The sequence below is a fragment of the Amycolatopsis vancoresmycina genome (assembly GCF_000716785.1).
Taxonomy (GTDB): Bacteria; Actinomycetota; Actinomycetes; order Mycobacteriales; family Pseudonocardiaceae; genus Amycolatopsis; species Amycolatopsis vancoresmycina.
Genome location: NZ_JNYY01000008.1, coordinates 224,466 through 245,722, shown reverse-complemented (window position 1 = coordinate 245,722; position 21,257 = coordinate 224,466). Strand labels below are relative to the sequence as shown.

General features: G+C 71.8%; 24 protein-coding genes. 13 read left to right on the top strand and 11 right to left on the bottom strand.

The window, feature by feature from the left end; translation table 11 throughout:
* Positions 1–38: 38 nt before the first annotated feature.
* Positions 39–1,424 (top strand): WS/DGAT/MGAT family O-acyltransferase, encoded by a 1,386-nt coding sequence (locus tag OO60_RS20950; protein WP_033261917.1) that lies wholly within the window; start codon positions 39–41, stop codon positions 1,422–1,424.
* Here the strand turns inward: OO60_RS20950 and OO60_RS20945 are convergent.
* The gene (locus OO60_RS20945; protein WP_003092843.1) at positions 1,408–1,905 is read right to left on the bottom strand and encodes a nitroreductase family deazaflavin-dependent oxidoreductase; all 498 of its coding nucleotides are present in this window, start codon (positions 1,903–1,905) and stop codon (positions 1,408–1,410) included. The two genes, OO60_RS20950 and OO60_RS20945, sit on opposite strands and share 17 nt — an antisense overlap.
* Positions 1,905–2,741, bottom strand: a complete 837-nt coding sequence (locus tag OO60_RS20940) for an alpha/beta fold hydrolase (protein ID WP_003092841.1) — start codon at positions 2,739–2,741, stop codon at positions 1,905–1,907. Before OO60_RS20940 ends, OO60_RS20945 begins: the two co-directional genes overlap by 1 nt.
* A gap of 87 nt (positions 2,742–2,828) precedes the next feature.
* On the opposite strand from OO60_RS20940, the gene OO60_RS20935 reads away from it, so the two are divergent.
* The 6 genes from OO60_RS20935 to OO60_RS20910 all read left to right on the top strand — a co-directional run bounded on the left by OO60_RS20935 (position 2,829) and on the right by OO60_RS20910 (position 8,135).
* Positions 2,829–3,899, top strand: coding sequence for an acyl-CoA dehydrogenase family protein (locus OO60_RS20935; RefSeq protein WP_003092838.1), 1,071 nt, complete (start codon positions 2,829–2,831; stop codon positions 3,897–3,899).
* Positions 3,884–5,038, top strand: coding sequence for an acyl-CoA dehydrogenase family protein (locus OO60_RS20930; RefSeq protein ID WP_003092834.1), 1,155 nt, complete (start codon positions 3,884–3,886; stop codon positions 5,036–5,038). The genes OO60_RS20935 and OO60_RS20930 overlap by 16 nt, the downstream gene beginning before the upstream one ends.
* A complete protein-coding gene (locus OO60_RS20925; protein WP_003092830.1) occupies positions 5,035–5,943 on the top strand; it encodes a bifunctional MaoC family dehydratase N-terminal/OB-fold nucleic acid binding domain-containing protein in 909 nt (302 codons plus the stop codon). Before OO60_RS20930 ends, OO60_RS20925 begins: the two co-directional genes overlap by 4 nt.
* Positions 5,940–6,329, top strand: coding sequence for a MaoC family dehydratase (locus tag OO60_RS20920; protein ID WP_003092828.1), 390 nt, complete (start codon positions 5,940–5,942; stop codon positions 6,327–6,329). Before OO60_RS20925 ends, OO60_RS20920 begins: the two co-directional genes overlap by 4 nt.
* Complete coding sequence (locus OO60_RS20915) at positions 6,326–7,495, top strand: lipid-transfer protein (protein ID WP_003092825.1); 1,170 nt, start codon at positions 6,326–6,328, stop codon at positions 7,493–7,495. The genes OO60_RS20920 and OO60_RS20915 overlap by 4 nt, the downstream gene beginning before the upstream one ends.
* 82 nt (positions 7,496–7,577) lie before the next feature.
* Positions 7,578–8,135, top strand: coding sequence for a DUF5134 domain-containing protein (locus tag OO60_RS20910; protein WP_003092821.1), 558 nt, complete (start codon positions 7,578–7,580; stop codon positions 8,133–8,135).
* A gap of 18 nt (positions 8,136–8,153) precedes the next feature.
* On the opposite strand, the gene OO60_RS20905 is transcribed toward OO60_RS20910, so the two are convergent.
* Genes OO60_RS20905 through kstD form a run of 6 tightly spaced genes read right to left on the bottom strand, consistent with a single transcriptional unit; the run spans position 8,154 to position 13,601 of the window.
* Positions 8,154–8,606, bottom strand: a complete 453-nt coding sequence (locus OO60_RS20905; protein WP_003092819.1) for a riboflavin kinase — start codon at positions 8,604–8,606, stop codon at positions 8,154–8,156.
* 60 nt (positions 8,607–8,666) lie between these two features.
* Positions 8,667–9,515, bottom strand: coding sequence for a MaoC/PaaZ C-terminal domain-containing protein (locus OO60_RS20900; protein ID WP_003092816.1), 849 nt, complete (start codon positions 9,513–9,515; stop codon positions 8,667–8,669).
* Positions 9,516–9,525: 10 nt separating this feature from the next.
* Positions 9,526–10,557, bottom strand: coding sequence for a ferredoxin--NADP reductase (locus tag OO60_RS20895; RefSeq protein WP_003092807.1), 1,032 nt, complete (start codon positions 10,555–10,557; stop codon positions 9,526–9,528).
* Positions 10,550–10,807: a hypothetical protein gene (locus tag OO60_RS20890; protein ID WP_003092805.1), complete on the bottom strand. Its 258-nt coding sequence runs from the start codon at positions 10,805–10,807 to the stop codon at positions 10,550–10,552. The genes OO60_RS20895 and OO60_RS20890 overlap by 8 nt, the downstream gene beginning before the upstream one ends.
* A complete protein-coding gene (locus OO60_RS20885) occupies positions 10,804–11,940 on the bottom strand; it encodes a 3-ketosteroid-9-alpha-monooxygenase, oxygenase component (protein WP_003092803.1) in 1,137 nt (378 codons plus the stop codon). Before OO60_RS20885 ends, OO60_RS20890 begins: the two co-directional genes overlap by 4 nt.
* Positions 11,937–13,601 carry a 3-oxosteroid 1-dehydrogenase gene (kstD, locus tag OO60_RS20880; RefSeq protein WP_003092799.1) on the bottom strand — a complete coding sequence of 555 codons (1,665 nt, stop codon included), beginning with the start codon at positions 13,599–13,601 and terminating at the stop codon, positions 11,937–11,939. The genes OO60_RS20885 and kstD overlap by 4 nt, the downstream gene beginning before the upstream one ends.
* A 100-nt stretch (positions 13,602–13,701) precedes the next feature.
* Between kstD and OO60_RS20875 the strand changes: the two genes are divergently transcribed.
* The 6 genes from OO60_RS20875 to OO60_RS20850 all read left to right on the top strand — a co-directional run bounded on the left by OO60_RS20875 (position 13,702) and on the right by OO60_RS20850 (position 19,514).
* Positions 13,702–15,303 carry an FAD-binding protein gene (locus tag OO60_RS20875; RefSeq protein ID WP_003092795.1) on the top strand — a complete coding sequence of 534 codons (1,602 nt, stop codon included), beginning with the start codon at positions 13,702–13,704 and terminating at the stop codon, positions 15,301–15,303.
* 34 nt (positions 15,304–15,337) lie between these two features.
* Positions 15,338–16,501, top strand: coding sequence for a 3-hydroxy-9,10-secoandrosta-1,3,5(10)-triene-9,17-dione monooxygenase oxygenase subunit (gene hsaA, locus OO60_RS20870; RefSeq protein ID WP_003092792.1), 1,164 nt, complete (start codon positions 15,338–15,340; stop codon positions 16,499–16,501).
* Positions 16,501–17,346, top strand: a complete 846-nt coding sequence (gene hsaD, locus OO60_RS20865) for a 4,5:9,10-diseco-3-hydroxy-5,9,17-trioxoandrosta-1(10),2-diene-4-oate hydrolase (RefSeq protein ID WP_003092790.1) — start codon at positions 16,501–16,503, stop codon at positions 17,344–17,346. Before hsaA ends, hsaD begins: the two co-directional genes overlap by 1 nt.
* A complete protein-coding gene (gene hsaC / locus OO60_RS20860; protein WP_003092788.1) occupies positions 17,346–18,257 on the top strand; it encodes an iron-dependent extradiol dioxygenase HsaC in 912 nt (303 codons plus the stop codon). The genes hsaD and hsaC overlap by 1 nt, the downstream gene beginning before the upstream one ends.
* A complete protein-coding gene (hsaB, locus tag OO60_RS20855; protein WP_033261916.1) occupies positions 18,254–18,793 on the top strand; it encodes a 3-hydroxy-9,10-secoandrosta-1,3,5(10)-triene-9,17-dione monooxygenase reductase subunit in 540 nt (179 codons plus the stop codon). Before hsaC ends, hsaB begins: the two co-directional genes overlap by 4 nt.
* Before the next feature lie 130 nt (positions 18,794–18,923).
* Complete coding sequence (locus OO60_RS20850) at positions 18,924–19,514, top strand: Rv1733c family protein (RefSeq protein WP_003092783.1); 591 nt, start codon at positions 18,924–18,926, stop codon at positions 19,512–19,514.
* On the opposite strand, the gene OO60_RS20845 is transcribed toward OO60_RS20850, so the two are convergent.
* The 3 genes from OO60_RS20845 to OO60_RS20835 are packed head-to-tail and all read right to left on the bottom strand — an operon-like array spanning position 19,515 to position 21,252.
* Complete coding sequence (locus OO60_RS20845; protein WP_003092780.1) at positions 19,515–19,769, bottom strand: Smr/MutS family protein; 255 nt, start codon at positions 19,767–19,769, stop codon at positions 19,515–19,517.
* Positions 19,766–20,206: a hypothetical protein gene (locus OO60_RS20840; protein ID WP_205624210.1), complete on the bottom strand. Its 441-nt coding sequence runs from the start codon at positions 20,204–20,206 to the stop codon at positions 19,766–19,768. Before OO60_RS20840 ends, OO60_RS20845 begins: the two co-directional genes overlap by 4 nt.
* Positions 20,191–21,252 (bottom strand): MBL fold metallo-hydrolase, encoded by a 1,062-nt coding sequence (locus OO60_RS20835; protein ID WP_003092771.1) that lies wholly within the window; start codon positions 21,250–21,252, stop codon positions 20,191–20,193. Before OO60_RS20835 ends, OO60_RS20840 begins: the two co-directional genes overlap by 16 nt.
* Between the last annotated feature and the right edge of the window lie 5 nt (positions 21,253–21,257).

Sequence of the window (21,257 nt, the reverse complement as noted above, 5' to 3'; positions counted from 1 at the left end):
TGACGCGCCGCTCACCGCATGTGGCTTACCCTGGCGCCATGCAGAGATTGAGCGGCCTCGACGCGAGCTTCCTCTACCTCGAGACGTCGTCCCAGGTCCTGCACGTCTGCGGGCTGCTCGTCCTCGACGGCTCGACCGTCCCCGGCGGCTACTCGTTCGCGAAGCTGCACGAAAAACTCGACGCGCGTGTCCGGGAAATCCCGGCGTTCCGCCGCAAACTGCACAATCCGCTCTGGAACCTCAGCCATCCGGTGTGGATCGAGGACGAGGACTTCGACCTCGACCACCACGTGCACCGGATCGGCGTGCCCGCCCCGGGCGACCGCGCCGAACTGGCCGACCTCTGCGCGCACATCGCCGGGCAGCAGCTCGACCGCGCGCACCCGCTGTGGCAGCTGTACGTCATCGAGGGACTGGCTGACGGCCAGTTCGCCGTGCTGCTCAAGATGCACCACGCGAGTGTCGACGGCGTCAGCGGCGCCAGCCTGATCACCTACCTGGCCGGCCTGGCGCCGGACGCGCCGATGCCGGAGGTCGGGGAGCGCGGCAACGCCGGGACGCCGTCGCCGCTGGACCTGCTGCGCTCCGGCGTCGAGAACGTCGCGAGACGGCCCGCCGAGGTCGCGCGGCTGCTGCCGGACCTGCTGGGCCTGGTGCCGCGGTGGCTCGGCCGGGCGCTGCGCGGCCAGGGCATGCCGGTCCCGTTCACCGCGCCGCGGACGTCGCTGAACGGCACGATCACCGGGCACCGCAGCGTCGCGTTCGCCCAGCTCGACCTCGCCGAGATCAAGGAGGTCAAGAACGCCTTCGGGGTCACGGTCAACGACGTCGTGCTCGCGCTCGTCGCCGGTGCGCTGCGGGAGTTCCTCGACGCCCGCGGCGAGCTGCCGGCGGATCCGCTGGTGGCGACCGTCCCGGTGTCGGTGCACGACCGCACCGAACGGGAGCACGGCAGCAACAAGGTCTCGGCGTTCTTCGCCTCCCTGCCGACGCACCTGGCCGATCCGGCCGCCCGGGTGTTCTTCCTCGCCGAGGCCAACCGGCGATCCAAGGACCACCACCACGACATCGACGCCGACATGCTGCAGGACTGGGCGCAGTTCTCCGCCGCGACGATGTTCGGCCTCGCCGTGCGCGCGTATTCGGCGCTGCGGCTGGCCGAAAAGCACCCGGTGGTGCACAACCTGGTCGTCTCGAACGTGCCCGGCCCGCCGATGCCGCTGTACTTCCTCGGCGCGCGGATCACCGGCTTCTACCCGCTCGGCCCGGTCTTCCACGGCGCCGGGCTGAACGTCACCGTGCTGTCCAACGCGGGCAAGGTGCACGTCGGCCTGCTCGGCGCGCGCGAGCTGGTCAAGGACCTGTGGCCGCTCGCCGACGCGCTGCCGGACGGGCTCGCCGAGCTGCTCAAGGCCGCGGGCTGAGCACCACGACCGGGATCTCCCGCGCGGTCCACGCCTGGTATTTCGCGAAGTCCGCGTAGAGCTCGACCAGCCGCGGCCAGAGGGTGTCGCGCTCGGCGCCCTCCGCGACCCGCGCCCGGACCGGAACCCCGCGGCGGCCCTTGAGGTGGATGCGGGTTTCGGGGTGCGCCAGCAGGTTGCGGTACCACTGCGGGTGTTTCGGCAGGCCGCCCTGCGAGCCGACGATGACGACGTCCTCGCCGTCGCGCAGGTACAGCAGCGGCGTGGTGAACAGCCGTCCCGACTTGCGGCCGCGGTGCTCCAGCAGCAGCGTCGGCACCGGCTTGCGGAACCCGGCTCCCACCCGCCACATGCTCCCGACGCGGCCGCCGGTCAGCCGGAAGACCGCCACCTGCGCCTTCGCCAGGTATTTCATGGCCTTCGCCGTCACCGGCGAGTCCAGGCCGTCGGGCTTCTGGTCGGGCAGGCTGAAGCGTCCCATCAAGAGTTCCTTCCTCGGAGCGAGTGGACGGCGGCGAGCAGGGCGGGCACCCACCGGTCGGCGGCCAGGACGCAGGCGGCGTGCCCGGCCGCGACCTCGTAGGCCGCCGCGCCCGGGATGCACCGGGCGAGGGACCGCTGGTGGTCCGGGGCGATGAACCGGTCCCGGGCGGTCACGACGACCGCCGCCGGCAGGCGCAGCGTGCGCAGCCACGGCGTCGAGTCGAACCGGCCGATCTCGTCGACGGCGACCGCGATCTCCCACGGCGTGGTCGACCGGAACTCCCGCAGGCCCCACCGGTAGTCCTCGACGCGCCGCGCCGGTGCCACCGGGAGCCGGACGCGCGCACGCAGCCGCGGCAGCACCCGGCCGAACACGTCGAGGGCGGTGCGCTGGCGCAGCCCGCGACGGAAGCTGCTCGCGGTCGAACAGAGCACCAGACCGGTAACACGTTCTGGTTCGGCGCGCGCCACGAGCTGGGCGACCAGCCCGCCCATCGAGTACCCGGCGAGCGCGAACCGCGCCAGGCCGAGCGCGTCCGCGACCGCCACGACGTCCTCGGCGCAGTCGGCGAGCCGGAACTGCGGCGACCGGATGCCCTGGCCGTGCCACCGCTGGTCGAACACGACGACACGGTGGTCCCGCGCCAGCTTCGCCAGCGCCGGATACCAAGTCAGCAGGCCCGTGCAGGCGACGGAGTGCAGCAGTACGAGCGCGGGCGCGTCCCGCGGCCCGACGTCGGTGACCACGGTCCGGCCGCGGCCGGGCAGGTCGAGGGGAACCGGGTCGGGCACGCCGGCGGTCGGCGGCACGGTGATCAGCCGCCTCCGCGCCATTGCGCCACCCCCGGGGGTTGCCGTGTCCGCCCTTTCCGGTTAAGACTAGAACAGGTTTCAATATTGCGCCCGATCCGGAGGACAGGCGTGGACTTCGCCCTTGACGATACGCAGACCGAGATCGCCGCCCTCGCCGCGAAAGTGCTCGGAGTGCCCGACGATCCGTGGCGTGCGCTCGCCTCGGCGGGCCTGCTCGCCCTGGCGCTGCCCCCGGAGCTGGAAGGCGACGGCCTGGGGATCGCCGAGGTCGCGCAGGTGCTGACCGAGGTCGGCCGCGCTGCCGCGCCGGTCCCCGCCCACGCCGCACTGGCGCTGGGCGTCCTGCCCATCGAGACACTCGGCACGCCCGCGCAGCGCGCGGCCCTCCTGCCGCCGGTCGCGGCCGGGGAAGCCCTGCTGACCGCGGCCCTGCACGAACCGTCCGCCCCGCTGGTCGCCGAGCCCGCGACCACCGCGCGCGCGGCCGGCGGCCGCTGGGTCCTCGACGGCGTCAAGACCGCGGTCCCGTACGCCGCGGAGGCCCGCCGGATCCTCACGCCGGTGTCCACCCCGCACGGCACCGCCGTCTACCTGGTCGATCCGCACGCCGACGGCGTCACGCTCGTCCCGGCGCGCAACTCGGCCGGCACCCCCGAATGCACCGTGCGCCTCGACGCCGTCGCCGTCGAAGAGGCCGACCTGCTGGCCGACGGGGACGCCGTCGCCGTCCTGCACCGGTTCGCGCTGGCCGGGGCGCTCGCCCACGGCGACGGCCTGCTCGCCGGCGCGCTCGCGCTGACCGTCAAGCACGTCGGCGAGCGCACCCAGTTCGGCCGTCCTCTCGCGACGTTCCAGGCGGTGGCCGGGCAGATCGCCGACGTCTACGTGGCCGCGCGGACCGTGCACCTCGCCGTGACGTCCGCGGTGTGGCGGCTGGCCTCCGGCCTCGACGCGGACGCCGAACTGGACGTCGCCGCCTACTGGTTCGCCTCGCAGGCTCCCCAGGCCGTAGCGACCTGCCACCACCTGCACGGCGGGGTCGGCGTCGACGAAACCTACCCGCTGCACCGGTATTCGTCGGCGGTCAAGGATCTCGGCCGGGCGCTCGGCGGCGCCGCGCACCGGCTCGGCAGGCTCGGCGAACGAGTGGCGGGGGTGCGCGGATGCACGTCGAACTGACCGCGGCGCAACGGGAACTGCGCGCCGAGCTGCGCGCGTACTTCGCCGGGCTGATCAGTCCCGGGGAACGCCGGGCCATGCGGCGCGAGCGGCACGGGCCGGTGTTCCGGGAGATCGTCCGCCGGATGGGCCGCGACGGCCGGCTCGGCGTCGGCTGGCCGGTCGAGTACGGCGGCCAGGGCTTCGGCGGGATCGAACAGCACCTGTTCGTCGACGAGGCCGCGCGCGCCGACGTCCAGCTGCCGTCGGTGACGCTGCAGACGGTTGGGCCGACGCTGCAGGAGTTCGGCACGGACGAACAGAAAGCGTTCTTCCTGCCGAAGATCCTGGCCGGGGAGATCCACTTCGCGATCGGGTACACCGAGCCGGAAGCCGGGACCGACCTGGCGTCGCTGCGGACGACGGCGGTGCGCGACGGCGACGAGTACGTCGTCAACGGCCAGAAGATCTTCACCACCGGCGGGCACGACGCCGACTACATCTGGCTCGCGGTGCGGACCGATCCGGCCGCGCCGAAGCACCGCGGCATCTCGATCCTGGTCGTCGACACGAGCGACCCCGGCTACTCGTGGACGCCGATCATCACCTGCGACGGCGCGCACCACGTGAACGCGACGTACTATTCGGACGTTCGCGTGCCGGCGAACCGGCTGGTGGGCAAGGAGAACGCCGGCTGGCGGCTGATCACGACCCAGCTCAACCACGAGCGCGTGATGCTCGGCCCGGCCGGGCGCATCGGCGGCCTGTACGACCGCGTGCACGCCTGGGCGGCCGCGCACGGCCTGCTGGACCTCGCCGACGTCCGGGCCGTGCTGGCCGACGCGCTCGCCGTCACGCGGGTGAACGAGCTGCTGAACTGGCAGGTCGCGGTGTCCTCGGCGAGCGCGCCGGTGGGCGTCGCCGACGCGTCGGCGACCAAGGTGTTCAGCTCCGAGGCCATCCAGCGGATCGGCCGGGACCTCGAAGAAGTCGTCGGGCGCCACGGCGATCTGTCCGATCCGGACACCGCCGAGCTGGCGGACTGGCTCGACCTCACCGCGAAACGCAACATCGTGCTGACGTTCGGCGGTGGCGTCAGCGAAATCCAACGGGAGCTGATCGCGTCGATCGGCCTTGGCCTGCCGAGGGTGCCACGATGAACGTCCGGGAATCCGCCGACGAAATCGCCGCGAAGGGGGACTCCTCGCCGAGCCTCGCGCGGGATCCCGTCAACCAGGCCATGGTGAATAACTGGGTCGAGGCGATCGGGGACCGCAACCCGGTCTACACCGACCCGGAGTTCGCCGCCGCGAGTGTCCACAAGGGACTGGTCGCGCCACCGGCGATGGCCCAGGTGTGGACGATGAAGGGCCTGCACGGCGCGCGGGCCGGCGACGACCCGCTCGGCGCGATGATGGCGGTGCTCGACGAGGCCGGCTTCACCTCCGTAGTGGCCACGAACTCGGAGCAGACCTACCACCGCTATCTCCGGCCGGGCGAAAACGTCTCCGCGAGCACCCGGCTGGAGAACGTCGTCGGTCCGAAGCAGACCGCGCTGGGCGAGGGCTGGTTCGTGACGACGCGGACGACCTGGTACGTCGGCGACGAGGCCGTCGCCGAAATGATGTTCCGGGTGCTCAAGTTCCGGCCGCCCGCGCCGAAGCCGCCGTCCGCGCCGGTGCTGCGGCCGGTGATCAGCCGGGACACGGAGTTCTTCTGGGACGGCCTCCGCGAGGGGGAACTGCGGATCCAGCGCTGGGGCGAAACGCTGCGGCACCCGCCGGGGCCGATGCCGCCCGACGGCTCGCTGGACACCAAACCCGACTACGTCGTCGCCAGTGGCCGCGGGACAGTGTACTCCTACGTCGTGCACCACCACCCGCCGGTGCCGGGCAAGGACCTGCCGTTCGTGGTGGCGCTGGTGGAACTGGAAGAAGGGGCCCGCGTGATGGCCGAGCTCCTGGACGCGGCCCCGGACGAAGTCCACATCGGACTACCGGTGGTGGCGGCGTTCGTCCGCGTCGACGACGACCTGACCCTGCCCGCGTGGAAGGTGGCCCGATGACCGCCGTCGCCGAAGGGACCGAGCTGCCGCCGCTGACGATCGAGGCGACGCCGACGTTCGTCGTCAGCACGGCGCTGGCCACCCGCGACTTCCAGGACGTGCACCACGACCGCGACTCGGCGGTGGCCCGCGGCTCGAAGGACATCTTCCTCAACATCCTCACCGACACCGGCCTGGTCCAGCGGTTCGTGTCCGAGTGGGCCGGGCCGGAGGCGCTGATCCGGTCGATCAAGATCCGGCTCGGCGTACCCTGTTACGCCTACGACACGCTTACGTTCACCGGCCGGGTGGTGTCGGCTTCGGGGCGTGACGTCGTGGTCGCGGTGTCCGGTGTGGACAGTCTTGGCGAGCACGTCGCCGGGACCGTGGAGGTGACGCTGCCGTGACGCTCTCGGGCAAGGCGGCCATCGCCGGGATCGGCGCGACCGAGTTCTCGAAGGACTCCGGGCGCAGCGAACTGCGGCTGGCGGCCGAATGCATCTCGCACGCACTGGCCGACGCGGGGCTGTCACCGTCCGATGTGGACGGACTGGTGTCGTTCACCATGGACGGCAACGCGGAGATCGCGGTCGCGCGTGAACTGGGCATCCCCGAACTGAAGTTCTTCAGCCGCATCCACTACGGCGGCGGCGCCGCGGCGGCGACCGTGCAGCAGGCCGCGATGGCGGTGGCGACCGGCGTCGCGGACGTCGTCGTCGCGTACCGGGCGTTCAACGAGCGGTCCGGGCACCGGTTCGGCCAGGTGTCGTCCGCGGCGGCCGGGCAGGTCAACTCTTCGGGCGTGGACAACGCGTTCCACTACCCGATGGGCATCGCGACGCCGGCGGCGACCGTGGCGATGGTGGCGCAGCGGTACCTGCACGACTACGGCGCGACGAGCGAGGACTTCGGGCGCGTGGCGGTGATCGACCGCAAGCACGCGGCGACCAACCCGGACGCGTGGTTCCACGGCCGGCCCATCACCCTCGAGGAGCACCAGGCGTCACGCTGGGTGGCCGAGCCGCTGCACCTGCTCGACTGCTGCCAGGAGAGCGACGGCGGGGTCGCGCTGGTCGTCACGAGCGTTTCGCGGGCCCGTGATCTGGCGCGGCCGCCGGCGGTGATCGCGGCGGCGGCGCAGGGGAGCGGGCCGGACCAGTACGTGATGACCAGCTACTACCGCGACGACCTGGCCGCGCTGCCGGAGATGGGCGTCGTCGGGCGGCAGCTGTGGGGACAATCGGGCCTCGGACCGTCCGATGTGGACGTTGCCGTGCTCTACGACCACTTCACGCCGTACGTGCTGATGCAGCTGGAGGAGCTGGGCTTCTGCGGCCGGGGCGAGGCGAAGGACTTCATCGCCGACGGGGCACTGGAGCTCGACGGCGTGCTGCCGCTCAACCCGCACGGCGGCCAGCTGGGGGAGGCGTACATCCACGGCATGAACGGCATCGCCGAGGGCGTCCGCCAGATCCGCGGCACGGCGGTCAACCAGGTGAGCGGCGCGGCGCGGGTGCTGGTCACGGCCGGTACCGGGGTGCCGACGAGCGGCCTCATCCTGACGGGTGACTGACCCGTCACCTCATTGACGGCTGGTGCGCGGCCGTCGTGGGTGTCACGGTGGGAGACACCATCCACGACGGAGAGTGAGACCGATGGTCGACTGGGTGCTCACGGCGGTGTTCGCGGCGCTGGTGCTGCCGTGCGTGCTGCGCCTGGTCCGCCTCGACTACACCCGGCTGGGGCACGGCGTCCGCCACGGCGACCTGGCGGAGCTGCTGCTGGTGGTGGCAATGGTGGCGATGTTCTCCCCGGTCGGCGGCCCGATCCCGGCGGCGGGCTGGCAGGCGGTGCTGGTGCTGACGACGGGCTGGTTCGCGGTGGCCTGGTGGCGCACCCGCAGGTGCGCCCACCACGCACTGTCGGCGGCGGCGATGCTGTACATGGTGACGGCGATGCCCCACACCGGCGCTGATCACGGACCGTGGCTGACGATGCCGGCGATGGACGCCCGGCTGGCGTTGCCGCTGATCGCGGTGGTAGCGGCGGGGTACTTCGTGGCCGACGCGGCCTGGTCGGGGGTGGTGGCGATACGCGGCTCGGTGCTCGCCGGTCCGGCTTCCGGCTCGGTCTCCGGCTTCGCTTCGCGGGCGGTGTGCCGGGTGGTGATGGGCGCCGGGATGGGCTACATGCTGCTGGCCTCGGCTTTGTGAGCGCGGCCGCGGCAGACCTCAGCCCGCGACCCGCCGCACCTCGCCCAGCGGGCTCTCCCCGGCCGCGGGAAGCGAATCAGCCGGGTGGCCGGCCGTCCACTGAGCCGCCGCCGCGATGTCGTTCTTCAACGCCGTGATCAAGTCCTCCGCCGAGTCGTACTTCTCCTGGTTGCGCAGGTGGGCGCCGAGCCACACCGTCAGCGTCTCTCCGTACAGGTCGCCCGAAAACTCCAGGACGTGGGCCTCCAGCAGGCGATACCCGTCCGCGCCGTAGTACGTCGGGCGGCGGCCGACCGAGATCGCCGCCGGGAGGCGGGTGCCGTCCGGGCGGCCGATCCAGCCCGCCCACACCCCGTCGCCCAGGGAGCCGTCCTGGTCGCGCAGCGCTATGTTGGCCGTCGGAAAGCCCAGCTCGCGGCCGCGCTTGTCGCCCGGTTCGACCGTTCCGCGCACCACGAAGTATTCCGGCATTCGTCCTCCCGAACCGAACCGCAGTCTCGCCACCCACGATAGTGGCCCCGGAAGGGCAGCTCAGGAAGTGGACACCAGCACCGTGTCCGCCAGCACCGGCGCGTCGTCCCGCTCGGCCGCCGACGTCGTCACCAGCAGCTGGTCGCCCGCGCGCCACACCCGGATCCGCAGCGTCTCGCCCGGGAACACCACCCCGGCGAACTTCGCCGCGAACGACGCCACCCGCGCCGGGTCGCCGTCCAGGAATTCGTTCACCAGCACCCGCGCCACGATCCCGTACGTGCACAGCCCGTGCAGGATCGGCCGGTCGAACCCCGCCGCGCGGGCGAACTCCGGGTCCGCGTGCAGCGGGTTCCGGTCGCCGCACAGCCGGTACAGCAGCGCCTGCTGCGGCAGCGTGGGGACCTCCAAGACGACGTCCGGCTCCCGTGACGGCCACGAGAGGCGGTCCGAGGGACCCCGCGAACCGCCGAAACCACCCTCCCCGCGGGCGAAGATGCTCGACCGGGCCGTCCACAGTGGATCGCCCGACGAGGACGTGACCGAGACCTCCTGGACCACCACCGCGGCCTTGCCCTTGTCGTACACGTCGGCGATCCGCGAGCGGGCCACCGCCTTCCCCGCGACCGGGATCGGCTGGTGCAGCGTGATCTCCTGCTTGCCGTGCAGCACCTTCGCCAGGTCGATCTCGACGCCGGGGAACGAAACCGCCGGCGGGTCGAACACGCGCAGGTTGGCCGCGACCGTCGCGAACGTCGGCAGCACCACCAGGTCCCGCTCGTAGGTGTACCGCAGCTCGTCCGGGCCCGCGCCCAGCGCCAGGTGGTACAGCAGCACGTCCGACGACGTCCAGGCGAAGTTCACCTCGCCGATCTCGGCACCGATGGCGACGTCGGGGTTGATGGGCACGAAGAACTCCCTATTCGTAGCTGATCGAGACCTCGTCGGTGACCGGCAGGGACTGGCAGGCCAGCACGATGCCGTCCGCCATGTCCTCGGCGTCGAGGACCTCGTTGTGCAGCATCTTCACCTCGCCCGACACCACGCGGCACGCGCACGCGCTGCACTGTCCCTCGCGGCACGAGTACGGCGCGTCCATCCCGGCGTCCAGCAGCCGGTCCAGGAGCTTCCGCTGCCGCGGCCAGGTCAGCGTCCGCGTGTCGCCGTCCAGCGACACCGTCACCGACGCCGGTGCCTCGTCGAATTCGACGACCGGCTCGGCGGCCACCGCTTCGAACGGGTTCCCGGTCAGCGACGTGAACTTCTCGACGTGCACCCGCTCCCGCGGCACCCCGAGCTGCCCCAGCGCCTCCCGCGCGGCCGCCATGAAGGGCGCCGGACCGCACAGGAATGCCTCGTACGACGTGTACACCGAAGCCAGCCCGCGCAGCTGGGAGACGTCCGGCAGGCCCTGGACGCTCTCCAGCCAGTGCACCACCACCAGCCGGTCGCCGTAGCGCTTCGCCAGCGACGCCAGTTCGCCCGCGAAGATCACCGAACGCTCGTCGCGGTTGGCGTAGACCAGCACGACCCGGCCGGAACCGGTCTCCAGAGCCGTCTTCAGGATCGCCATCACCGGCGTGATGCCGCTGCCGGCGGCGAACAGCAGGAAGTCCTCGTCGGCCGAAGAAGGGCAGAACACCCCGGCGGGTGCGAGCACGTCGACCTGCATCCCCGGCTGCAACGACGAGCAGATCCAGCCGGACCCGTACCCGCCGTCGGTCCGCTTGACCGTCACCTGCACGCGGTTCTCGTGCGGCGCGCTCGACAGCGAATAGCACCGCGCCACCGAACCGGTCTGCTCGCTGGGGATCTTCAGCGTCAGGAACTGGCCGGCGGAATAGCGAAACGCGGCCGAGTGCTCGGGCGGGATCTCGAAGACCACCGACCGCGCGTCCGGCGTCTCGACGACGACGTCGGCGACGGTCAGCGTGTAGACCCGCTCAGCCATCGGCCACCGCCAGCGTGCCTTCGCGCACCGCGTCGCCGATGCTGTCGGCCAGCTTCGGGCACGTGTCGAGCAGCGCCGACGGGCCGTCCGCGTCCGCGAACACCGGGCAGGTGTCGGCGGGCCGGGACGTCCACTGGATGCTCGTGTGCTGGATGCTGTTCTTCTTCACCAGCACGCACGTCCCGCAGCTGCGGCACGCGTGCGGCCGCAGCCCGCCCGACAGGAACTCGGTCTGCTCGGCGGTCGTCACACTTCCGCCTCGGTCTTCTGCCGCGCCAGGTTCTCCGCGACCTCCGCCGCCCACGCCTCGTTCGCCTTCGTCGTGTCCACTTCGAACTCGAACCGCTGCGTCATGTCCTCGGTGACGTCGGCCGCGTCGACGTAGAACTGCTGGTACCAGCGGCGAAGCTGGTAGACCGGACCGTCCTCTTCGCACAGCAGCGGGTTGTCGATCTGCGTCTTGTGCTTCCAGATCTCGACGTCCTGCAGGAACCCCGACCCGATCCCGCGGGCCAGCTTCGCGGCGATCTTGTCGGCGTGCTCGTCGGTGATCCCGTTCTGCTTCTTGACCTTCATGCCGTACTGCAGCACGAACGACGTCGGCGTGACGGGGTAGTGGCAGTTGATGAGCACGCTCTCGATTTCGTAGCCCTGGAACGAGTTCACCAGCTTGTTGATCATGTAGGACGGCCCGAAGTAGGACGCCTCCGACCGCAGCAGGTTGTCCTCGCCGCCGTAGTTCGACGCCATCCCCATGTCCGGGCGGCCCTTGGTGTTCAGGTACTGCGTGGCGATGTGGCCCTCGAAGACGTTCTTGAAGTACGTCGGGTAGGCGTAGTGGATGTAGAAGAAGTGCGCCATGTCGACGACGTTGTCGATGATCTCCCGGCAGTTGGAGCCGTCGATGAAGATCTCGTCCCAGGTCCAGTTGCTCCACTCGGCGCTGTCGGCGGCCTCGATCCGCGGGATCGCGACCTCCTCGGGCGGCGGGTTGCCTTCCGGGTCGTGCCACACGAACAGCTGGCCGTTCTGTTCGTCCGTCGTCCACGCCCGGGTCCGCGCGCGCAGCGGAACCCGCTTGGCGTAGGGGATCGAGACGCACTTGCCCTTGCCGTTCCAGCGCCAGTCGTGGAACGGGCAGGCCACCTCGTCGCCCTTGACGCTGCCCTGGGTGAGGTCGCCGCCCATGTGCCGGCAGTAGCCGTCGAGCACGTGCAGCTCGCCCGCCGAGTCCGCCCACACCACGAGCTTCGTGCCGAACGCCGTGACGGCGTGCGGGTTCCCGTCGCGGAAGGTCTCCGCCAGGCCCAGGCAGTGCCAGCCGCGGGCGAACCGGGTCGGCGGCTCGCCGGCGTAGATGGTCCGTACCGAATCCTGCGTCATCGCTGCCCTCCCGTGGTCCCCTGATCTTCGTTCGCCAGCCGCGTCGCCGCAAGGTAGCCGAACACCATGGCGGGGCCGATGGTCGCGCCCGGCCCGGCGTAGGTCCGGCCCATCACGGCGGCGCTGGCGTTGCCCGCGGCGAACAGCCCCGGCACCGCCGAGCCGTCCTCGCGCAGCACCTGCGCGTGCTCGTCGGTGCGCAGCCCGCCCTTGGTGCCCAAGTCGCCCGGCACGATCTTCACCGCGTAGTACGGCGCCTTGTCGAGGGGGCCGAGGCTGGGGTTGGGCTTGTTACGCGGGTCGCCGTAGTAGTGGTCGTACTTGCTGACCCCGCGGTGGAAGTCTTCGTCGACGCCGTTGCGTGCGAAGCCGTTGAAGCGCTCGATCGTCGCCTCCAGCGCGGCGGCCGGGACGTCGATCTTGGCCGCCAGTCCGGCGATCGACGACGACTTCGCCGCGATCCCGGCCTTGAACCAGCGGCCGGGCAGCGGCTGGCGCGGCCCGATCCCGGTGAACATGTACCGGTCCTTGTAGCGCTGGTCGAACAGCAGCCAGGTCGGGATGTGCTCGCCCGGCCCGTCGCCCTTGCCGTACATCGCGTGGACGGCCTCGACGTAGGGCGCCGACTCGTTGGCGAACCGCTCGCCGCGCGCGTCGACCATGATGCTGCGCGGCCGCGACCGCTCGGCCAGCGCGAACCACGGCCCGCCGGTGAGCGGCAGCGACGGGCCCCACCAGGCGTCGTCCATCAGGTCGAGTGCCGCGCCGAGCTTGAGGCCGGCGGTGATGCCGTCGCCGGTGTTGGCGGCCGCGCCGACGGTCCAGTCGACGCCGATCGGCGCGCGCTGGTACTTCTCGCGCATCTCGAGGTTCCGCTCGAAGCCGCCGCTGCCGAGGATCACCCCGCGCCGCGCCTCGATGACCCCGTGCGGTGTGACGACGCCGGTCACGCGGTCGCCGTCGACCTGCAGGTCGGTCAGCGCGGTGTTCAGCCGGACCTCGACCCCGGCCTGGGCGAGCCCGACGCGGAGGCCGGCCGCAAGCGCTTGCCCCATGCTCAGCAGCCGCTGCCCGCGGAGCCTGCCGACGAGCCACTGCCGGCCCAGTGACAGCATCCGGACGGCGCCGCGCGGGTGTCTCGCGAGGAGGCTCAGCCAGCGGTAGTCGGCCTGGGTGATCGGCACGCCCATCGGGGGAGCGCTGTACGGCGGTTCGAGGTGGGCCAGCTCGGGGCCGAGCAGCTTGCCGTCGAAGGCCATCGGCTCGACCGAGCGGCCGCCGGGGCGCCCGCCGGGGGCTTCGGGGTGGTAGTCGCTGTAGTCGCGGACCCAGCGGAACTTCAGCGGCGTGTGGTTGCAGACGAACTGGAGCACCTCGGGACCGTGGGCGAGGAACGTGTCGCGCCGGACGGCCGGGACGACGTCGCCGACGATCGAGGCCAGGTACTCGCGCGCCCGTTCGGGTGGTTCCTCGATCCCGGCGGCGCGCAGCGCGTGGTTGCCGGGCAGCCAGACGCCGCCGCCGGAGCGCGCGGTCGAGCCGCCGAAGCAGGCCGCCTTCTCCAGGACGACGACGCTCAAGCCGTGGTGGGCCGCAGCCAGCGCGGCGGTCATCCCGGCGGCGCCGCTGCCGACCACGACGACGTCGAACTGCTCGCTCATTCCACCTCACCTGTAACGTGTTCCACGACGCAAGTATCCAGTTGGGAGCGCCTTTCGGTCACCATAGACGAGAACGTGTTTCAGTTCTAGGGTAGCGACCATGGACGCACTCGTCGCGGACGTGGTCATCGTGGGGTTCGGGGCGGCCGGCGCCTGTGCCGCCCTCGAAGCGGCCGACGCGGGCGCCGACGTCATCATCGTCGAGCGCTTCGCCGGGGGAGGAGCCAGCGCGGTCAGCGGTGGCGTGGTCTACGCCGGGGGCGGGACCGGGCAGCAGCTCGACGCGGGTGTCGACGACTCCGTCGACGCGATGTACGCCTACCTGCGCCAGGAGACCGGGGACGTCGTCTCCGAGGCGACGCTGCGGCGGTTCTGCGAGGGCAGCCGCGAGATGATCACCTGGCTGGAGGGCAACGGCGTGCCGTTCGAAGGCAGCCTGTGCCCGTACAAGACGTCGTACCCCAGCGACGCGCACTACCTCTACTACTCCGGCAGCGAGGCGGCCGGCGGGTTCCGCGACGCGGCGAAACCGGCCCCGCGCGGGCACCGCGTCAAGGGGCCGGGAACCTCGGGGAAGATGCTGATGGCGCGGCTCAAGGCCGCCGTGCGCGCCCGCGGCATCCGGGTGCTGACCCAGACGACCGCCCGCAGCCTGATCCGCGACGACGCGGGCCGCGTCACCGGGCTCGTCGCCGACACGCTGGGCGAAGCCCCCGCGGGTGTGCGGGCACGGCACCAGCGCTTCGCGCAGTACGCCGCGAAGCCCGGGATCTACGTGCCGTCGCTGCGCAAGTCGCTGCACCGCCGGGTCGAGCGGTTCGAACGCGCGCACGGCCGTGAGCTGCGAATTTCCGCCCGGCGCGGGGTCGTGCTCGCCGCGGGCGGGTTCATCGCGAACCGCGAGATGGTCCGCGAGCACGCCCCCGCCTACCGCGGCGGGCTCCCGCTCGGCACGTCCGCCGACGACGGTTCGGGCATCCGCCTCGGCGTCGAGGCCGGCGGCGCGACCGGCGAACTCGGCCGGATCTCGGCGTGGCGGTTCATCACGCCGCCGAGCGCGTTCCTCGGCGGGATCATCGTCGACGCCGCGGGCCGCCGGGTCATCGACGAGTCCCGCTACGGCGCCGCCGTCGGCGAGCGGCTGATCGAGGGGCACGGGAGCAAGGGCTGGCTGCTCGTCGACGCGCCGATCGTGGCCGAGGCGCGGCGGGACACAAAGGCGCAAAGCCAGTGGTTCCAGGGCCTTCAGCTGCGGTACCTGCTGCGGCGCGGCCGGGTGACCGGGCCGACCGTCGAAGAGGTGGCGCGCAAGGCCGGCGTCGATCCCCAGGGGCTGCGCGCGAGCGTCGAGGCCTACCACGGTGACCGGGATCCAGTGGGCAAGCCCGCCGAGTTCGCGCGGCGCCTGGACAACCCGCCGTACTCGCTCATCGACATCTCGGTGCGGCCCAACCTCGGGTACCCGACGCCGATGCTGACCCTCGGCGGGCTGGTCGTCGACGAGGACACCGGCGCGGTGCGGAGCACGGCGGGGGCGCCGATCCCCGGGCTGTACGCCGCCGGCCGCACCGCCGTGGGAATCTGTTCCAGGTCCTACGTGAGCGGCCTGTCGCTGGCCGACTGCGTGTTTTCCGGCCGTAGAGCGGGGATCAACAGTGCCCTGGCGCAGGGTGTTCTCGACAAAAACGAGAACGTGTTCTAGTCTCTGGGGTAGTGAAACAGAGAGAGGACTGCGCATGAGCGAGCAGGTGATCGCCGGGGTCCGGGACCTCCTGCCGGTCCTGCGGGAACGGGCCCAGGACACCGAGGACGCGCGCTGCGTCCCCGAGGAGTCCGTCAAGGCCCTGCAGGAGACCGGGTTCTTCAAGCTGCTGCAGCCGAAGCTCCACGGGGGCTTCGAAGCCGACCCAGTGAGCTTCTACACCGCGGTCAAGCTGATCGCGAGCGCGTGCGGGTCCACCGGCTGGGTCGCCTCCATCCTCGGCGTCCACCCGTGGCACGTGGCGCTGTTCGACGCGCAGGCGCAGCAGGAGGTCTGGGGCGAGGACCAGGACGTGCGGATCTCCTCTTCGTACGCGCCGATGGGCAAGGCCGAGGTCGTCGAGGGCGGCTACCGGCTGTCGGGCCGGTGGAGCTTCTCCTCCGGCAGCGACCACTGCACGTGGGTGCTGCTCGGCGGACCGGCTTTCTCCGGCGGCAAGCCGGTCGACTTCTGCACCTACCTGCTGCCCATCGCCGACTACTCCATTGTGGACGTCTGGGACACGATCGGCCTGCGCGGCACCGGCTCGAACGACATCGTCGTCGAGGACGTCTTCGTGCCGCAGCACCGGGCGCTGAGCTTCATCGCGACGTCGAAGTGCCGGGTGCCGGGCCAGGCCGTCAACCCCGGCCCGCTGTACCGCCTCCCGTACGGTTCGGTGCACCCGACGACCATCACCGCGCCGATCATCGGGATGGCCCAGGGTGCCTACGACGCGCACGTCGAGCACCAGCGCAAGCGCGTCCGGGCCGCGTACGCCGGTGAGCAGTCCAAAGAGGACCCGTTCGCCAAGGTGCGGATCGCCGAGGCGGCCAGCGAGATCGATGCCGCCTGGCTGCAGCTGACCCGCAACATCGAAGAGCTGTACGAACTCGCCAAGCGCGAGGAACGGCTGCCCGCGGATCTGCGGCTGCGCGTCCGGCGCGACCAGGTGCGCGGCACCGAACGCGCGATCTCGGCGATCGACCGGCTCTTCGAGAACTCCGGCGGCCGCGCGATCCAGCGCGGGACGCCGATCCAGCGCTTCTGGCGGGACGCGCACGCCGGCCGGGTTCACGCGGCCAACGACGCCGAGCGCGCGTACGTCATGTTCGGCACCGGCGCCTTCGGGCTCCCCGTCGAGAACGCGATGTACTGATGGCCGCTCCCGAAGGCAAGTACGTCCAGGCCGGTTCGCTGAAGCTGCACTACCACGAGGCCGGGGCCGAGCACGCCGAAACGGTGATCCTGCTGCACGGTGGCGGGCCCGGCGCGTCGGCGTGGAGCAACTTCGGGCGCAACCTGCCGGAGTTCGCCAAGCACTACCGGACGATCGCCGTCGACCAGCCCGGCTTCGGGCGCTCGGACAAGCCGACCGAGCACCCGCAGTACTTCCGGCACAGCGCGGACGCCGTCCTCGGGCTCATGGACGCCCTCGGCATCGAGCGCGCCCACTTCGTCGGCAACTCCCTCGGCGGGGGCGCGGCGGTGCGGTTCGCGCTGAACCACGGCAAGCGGGCCGGGCGGCTGGTGCTGATGGGGCCGGGCGGGCTGAGCGTCAACCTGTTCGCGCCCGACCCGACCGAAGGCGTCAAGAACCTCGGGCGGTTCGCCGGGAAGCCGTCGCGCGAGCGCATGGAAACCTTCCTGCGGATCATGGTCCACGACCAGAACCTGATCACCGACGAGCTGATCGACGAACGCTTCGCCGCCGCGAACACCCCGGAGTCCCTGGCCGCCATGCGCGCGATGGGGATGTCGTTCGCGCAGCCGGACACCTACGAAGAAGGCATGCTCTGGCGCGAAGCCCACCGGCTGCGCCAGCGCGTACTCTTGATCTGGGGGCGCGAGGACCGCGTCAACCCGCTGGACGGCGCGCTGGTGGCACTCAAGACGATTCCGCGCGCGCAGCTGCACGTCTTCGGCGGCTGCGGGCACTGGGCCCAGCTGGAGAAGTTCGACGAGTTCAACCGGCTGGCCCTCGACTTCCTCGGGAGTTCCTGATGGGCATCCGGTCACTGGGCTACCTCCGCATCGAAGCCACCGACATGGCAGCCTGGCGCGAATACGGCCTCAAGGTGCTCGGCATGGTGGAAGGCAGCGGCACCAACCCCGACGCGCTCTACCTGCGCATGGACGACTTCCCCGCGCGGCTGGTCATCTCGCCGGGCTCCTCGGATCGCCTCGCGGTCACCGGCTGGGAGGTCGCGCACGCGGCGGAGCTGGCCGAGCTACGGTCCCGTTTGGACAGTGCGTCGGTGCCGTACAAGGAAGCCACACCCGACGAGCTGGCCGACCGCCGCGTCGACGAGCTGATCAGCTTCGACGACCCGTCCGGCAACACCCAGGAGGTGTTCCACGGCGTCGCGCTGCAGCACCGGCGCGTGGTGAGCCCGTACGGCCACAAGTTCGTCACCGGCGAGCAGGGCCTCGGCCACGTCGTTTTGTCCACAAAGGACGACGAAGCGTCGCTGCGGTTCTACCGGGACGTCCTCGGCTTCCGGCTGCGCGATTCGATGCGCCTGCCGCCGCAGCTGGTCGGGCGGCCGGCCGACGGGGCACCGGCGTGGCTGCGGTTCTTCGGCTGCAACCCGCGGCACCACAGCCTGGCGTTCCTGCCGATGCCGACGCCGTCCGGGATCGTGCATCTGATGGTCGAGGTGGAGAACACCGACGACGTCGGGCTGTGCCTCGACCGCGCGATCCGGCGGAAGGTGCCGATGTCGGCCACCCTCGGGCGGCACGTCAACGACCTGATGCTGTCGTTCTACATGAAGACCCCGGGCGGCTTCGACGTCGAGTTCGGCTGCGAAGGCCGTCAGGTCGACGACGACAACTGGATCGCCCGCGAGAGCACCGCGGTGTCGCTGTGGGGGCACGACTTCTCAGTCGGCGCGCGGCCCCCGGGCGCATGACGTCCGTGGCGGTCGACCAGACCGAGTTCCGCAGCGTGCTCGGGCACTTCTGCACGGGCGTCACGGTCGTCACCGGCCGTGACGGCGACACCCTCGCCGGGTTCGCCTGCCAGTCGTTCGCCGCGTTGTCGCTGGACCCGCCGCTGGTGCTGTTCTGCCCGGCCCGGACGTCGCGGACCTGGCCGGTGCTCGCCGCGGCCGGCCGGTTCGCGGTCAACGTCCTGGCCGAGGACCAGCAGGAGATCAGCGCGGTGTTCGGCGCCCGCGGCGAGGACAAGTTCGCCCGCGTCGGCTGGACGCCCGCGCCGTCCGGCGCGCCCCTGCTCGACGGCGCCCTGACCTGGATCGACTGTGCACTGGAGGCGGTGCACGAGGCAGGGGACCACTACGTCGTGATCGGCCGGGTCACCGCACTCGGGGGCCCGTCGGAAGCCCGCCCGCTGCTGTTCCACCGCGGCCGGTACGCCGTCACCGAACCGGCCAGGGACGCCCTCGCGGCCATGCTGCCCTGGCCGCGCCCCGACGACTGGCTGTAACGGCGATGGCTCCACCGGGTGGTTGTGGAGGGTTTCACAGGTGGGCCGCATCCCATTCGCGAGAGAAAGTCGAGCCCCGGCGCGCACACTGTTACCGAGAAGACACCTTCCCGGGAGGAGTGAGTCGCGCATGCGCGGACGGATCGCCCGCTTTCGGCGCCGGTTGCTGCCCGGCCGCAACCCGCTCGCCCGCGCGGGTGACCGCGTCGAGGCCCTCCTGCTGCTCATGGTGATCGCCGGCGCGTTCCTGGTGGTCCCGTTCGCGGCGGCGTTCGGCTCGGAGACCTACGCGGCGCAGACGGCCCGCGCAGCGGAGGAGCGCACCACCCGCCACCCGGCGACGGCGGTCTCGCTCGCCGCGGCGTCCGGTCAGACGTACGGAACGGACGGCGCGGGTGCGCCGGCCGACCAGACGACGGTCCCGGCGGCCTGGTTCGACGCCCACGGCGCCCGCCACACAGGCGACGTCCTCACCGACGCAGGCAGCCCGGCGGGCACCCGCGTATCGGTGTGGCTGGACCAGCACGGCGACCTGACGAGCGAGCCCCTGTCGCCGTCGACCTCCGCAGCCGACGGGGTGTTCGCAGCAATCCTGCTGTGGGCGGCGGTCACCGGAGCCTTGGCCGGGCTGTACGGCCTCGGCCGGTTCGTCCTGGCCCGGCTGCACGCGGCGGCGTGGGACCGGGCGTGGTCCGAAGCCCGCCACGACAGCCGGTTCTGATCACTTCCAGCGGAAGTGCACGAACACCCGGCCGAAGTTGTCCTTGTCCTTCTCGACCCGGTGGTAGAGCGCCTTGACGTCCTTGCGCTCGAGGAACCGCAGCACGTGCTTCTTCAGCTGACCCGACCCCTTGCCCGGGATGATCTCGACCAGCGGCGCCTTCTTGGCGACGGCCTCGTCGATGATCGCGCGCAGGGCCCGGTCGATCTCGCCGCCGCGGTTGTAGATGTCGTGCAGGTCCAGCTTCAGCTTCACACGCCCTCCCGGGCTCGGCGGGCCGCCGTTCGCACGCGGCGGGTGCGGCCGTGCTCGGCCAGCACGGTGAGCGCGGCCGGGACGGCGCACGCTCGCCGCTGCAGCCAGTCGGAAGCGCTCGTCAGTTCGCTTGCCAGCCAGCCCTCGTCGTGGGTGATCGCCCGCAACAGTACCCATTCCCGCAGCCGTTGCGCCGGGAAGCGGTGGTCCAACACCAGCGCGCCCATCCGGGCTGCCCACGCCGGGAAGCCGTGGCCGGCCAGCAGGGCCGCCGCGCGCAGGTCCAGGTGGCGGACGACCGCCGACTCCGCCATCACCCGGTCCGGGTCCGTGAGCACCGCGCGGACCAGCTCCGGCTCGTCGTCGTCGGAGACGTTCGCGAACTCGAGCAGGTAACGCGCGTACCGCTCGTGCTCGCCGGTCACAGCGCCTGCCACCAGCCGTCCACCGGCGGGGGCTCCGTCACGTCGATGCGCTCGCCCGGGCGGGGGATCGCCAGCGGGAGGTCCGCCGCCTTCGCCTCGCGCCAGACGCGGTCCGCCGGCTCGGCCCACGGGTGCATCGCCAGCTGGAACGTCGCCCAGTGCACCGGGACCAGCAGCTTCGCCCGGACGTCGAGGCCTGCCGCGACGCCCTCCTCCGGGGTCATGTGGATGTCCGGCCACTGCGGGGCGTACGCGCCGATCTGGATCAGGGCCGCGTCGAACGGGCCGTGCTTCTCGCCGATCGCGGCGAACCCGTCGAAGTAGCCCGTGTCGCCGCTGTAGAACACCCGGTGCGTCGGGCCCAGCAGGGCCCACGACGTCCACAGCGTGTCGTCGTTCGTGATGCCGCGGCCGGAGAAGTGCTGGGCCGGCGTCGCCACGAACCGGACGCCCGCCACCGTCGCCTCCTCGTGCCAGTCCAGCTCGATGATCCGCGCCGCCGGGACGTGCCAGCGCTCCAGGTGCGCGCCCACCCCGAGCGGCACCAGGAACGGCGCCTCGGACGACGCCACCAGCGCGCGGACCGTGGCCAGGTCCAGGTGGTCGTAGTGGTCGTGCGAGATCACCACCGCGTCGATCCGGCCGAGCCCGGACAGCGGCACCGGCGGCTCGTGCAGCCGCCGCGGGCCCGCGAACGCCGCCGGCGAGACCCGGTCGCTCCACACCGGGTCGAGCAGCACGCGGGCGCCGTCGAGCTCCACCAGCGTCGACGCGTGGCCGTACCACGTCAGGTGGACGCCGTCGGCCGACAGGACCGGCTCCGCCGCGACCAGCGGTACCGCGCCGGCCGGTTTGCGCAGCTCCCGGTGCTCGCCGAAGAACATCTCGCGGAAGATGGTCCGCATCGACCCCGCGGTCATCGGGTGCCGCGGCGCCGCGTTGCGGAACACCTTGCCGTCGAACTGCGGCGACGAGCGGACCCGCTCGGCCCGCGCGCCGGTGGCTTTCGCGCCGAACGCCGCCGGCAGGTCCCGCAGGGCCGCGATCGTTCTCCTCATGGAAC

Bases quoted from the DNA above. Each gene is read 5' to 3' on its own strand.
- OO60_RS20945 (WP_003092843.1), bottom strand. From the start codon at position 1,905: ATGGGACGCTTCAGCCTGCCCGACCAGAAGCCCGACGGCCTGGACTCG.
- OO60_RS20925 (WP_003092830.1), top strand. From the start codon at position 5,035: ATGAACGTCCGGGAATCCGCCGACGAAATCGCCGCGAAGGGGGACTCC.
- hsaC (WP_003092788.1), top strand. From the start codon at position 17,346: ATGGGCATCCGGTCACTGGGCTACCTCCGCATCGAAGCCACCGACATG.
- OO60_RS20835 (WP_003092771.1), bottom strand. From the start codon at position 21,252: ATGAGGAGAACGATCGCGGCCCTGCGGGACCTGCCGGCGGCGTTCGGC.
- OO60_RS20910 (WP_003092821.1), top strand. From the start codon at position 7,578: ATGGTCGACTGGGTGCTCACGGCGGTGTTCGCGGCGCTGGTGCTGCCG.
- OO60_RS20885 (WP_003092803.1), bottom strand. From the start codon at position 11,940: ATGACGCAGGATTCGGTACGGACCATCTACGCCGGCGAGCCGCCGACC.
- OO60_RS20850 (WP_003092783.1), top strand. From the start codon at position 18,924: ATGCGCGGACGGATCGCCCGCTTTCGGCGCCGGTTGCTGCCCGGCCGC.
- OO60_RS20940 (WP_003092841.1), bottom strand. From the start codon at position 2,741: ATGGCGCGGAGGCGGCTGATCACCGTGCCGCCGACCGCCGGCGTGCCC.
- hsaD (WP_003092790.1), top strand. From the start codon at position 16,501: ATGGCCGCTCCCGAAGGCAAGTACGTCCAGGCCGGTTCGCTGAAGCTG.
- hsaB (WP_033261916.1), top strand. From the start codon at position 18,254: ATGACGTCCGTGGCGGTCGACCAGACCGAGTTCCGCAGCGTGCTCGGG.
- OO60_RS20950 (WP_033261917.1), top strand. From the start codon at position 39: ATGCAGAGATTGAGCGGCCTCGACGCGAGCTTCCTCTACCTCGAGACG.
- OO60_RS20895 (WP_003092807.1), bottom strand. From the start codon at position 10,557: ATGGCTGAGCGGGTCTACACGCTGACCGTCGCCGACGTCGTCGTCGAG.
- OO60_RS20920 (WP_003092828.1), top strand. From the start codon at position 5,940: ATGACCGCCGTCGCCGAAGGGACCGAGCTGCCGCCGCTGACGATCGAG.
- OO60_RS20875 (WP_003092795.1), top strand. From the start codon at position 13,702: ATGGACGCACTCGTCGCGGACGTGGTCATCGTGGGGTTCGGGGCGGCC.
- OO60_RS20905 (WP_003092819.1), bottom strand. From the start codon at position 8,606: ATGCCGGAATACTTCGTGGTGCGCGGAACGGTCGAACCGGGCGACAAG.
- hsaA (WP_003092792.1), top strand. From the start codon at position 15,338: ATGAGCGAGCAGGTGATCGCCGGGGTCCGGGACCTCCTGCCGGTCCTG.
- kstD (WP_003092799.1), bottom strand. From the start codon at position 13,601: ATGAGCGAGCAGTTCGACGTCGTCGTGGTCGGCAGCGGCGCCGCCGGG.
- OO60_RS20930 (WP_003092834.1), top strand. From the start codon at position 3,884: ATGCACGTCGAACTGACCGCGGCGCAACGGGAACTGCGCGCCGAGCTG.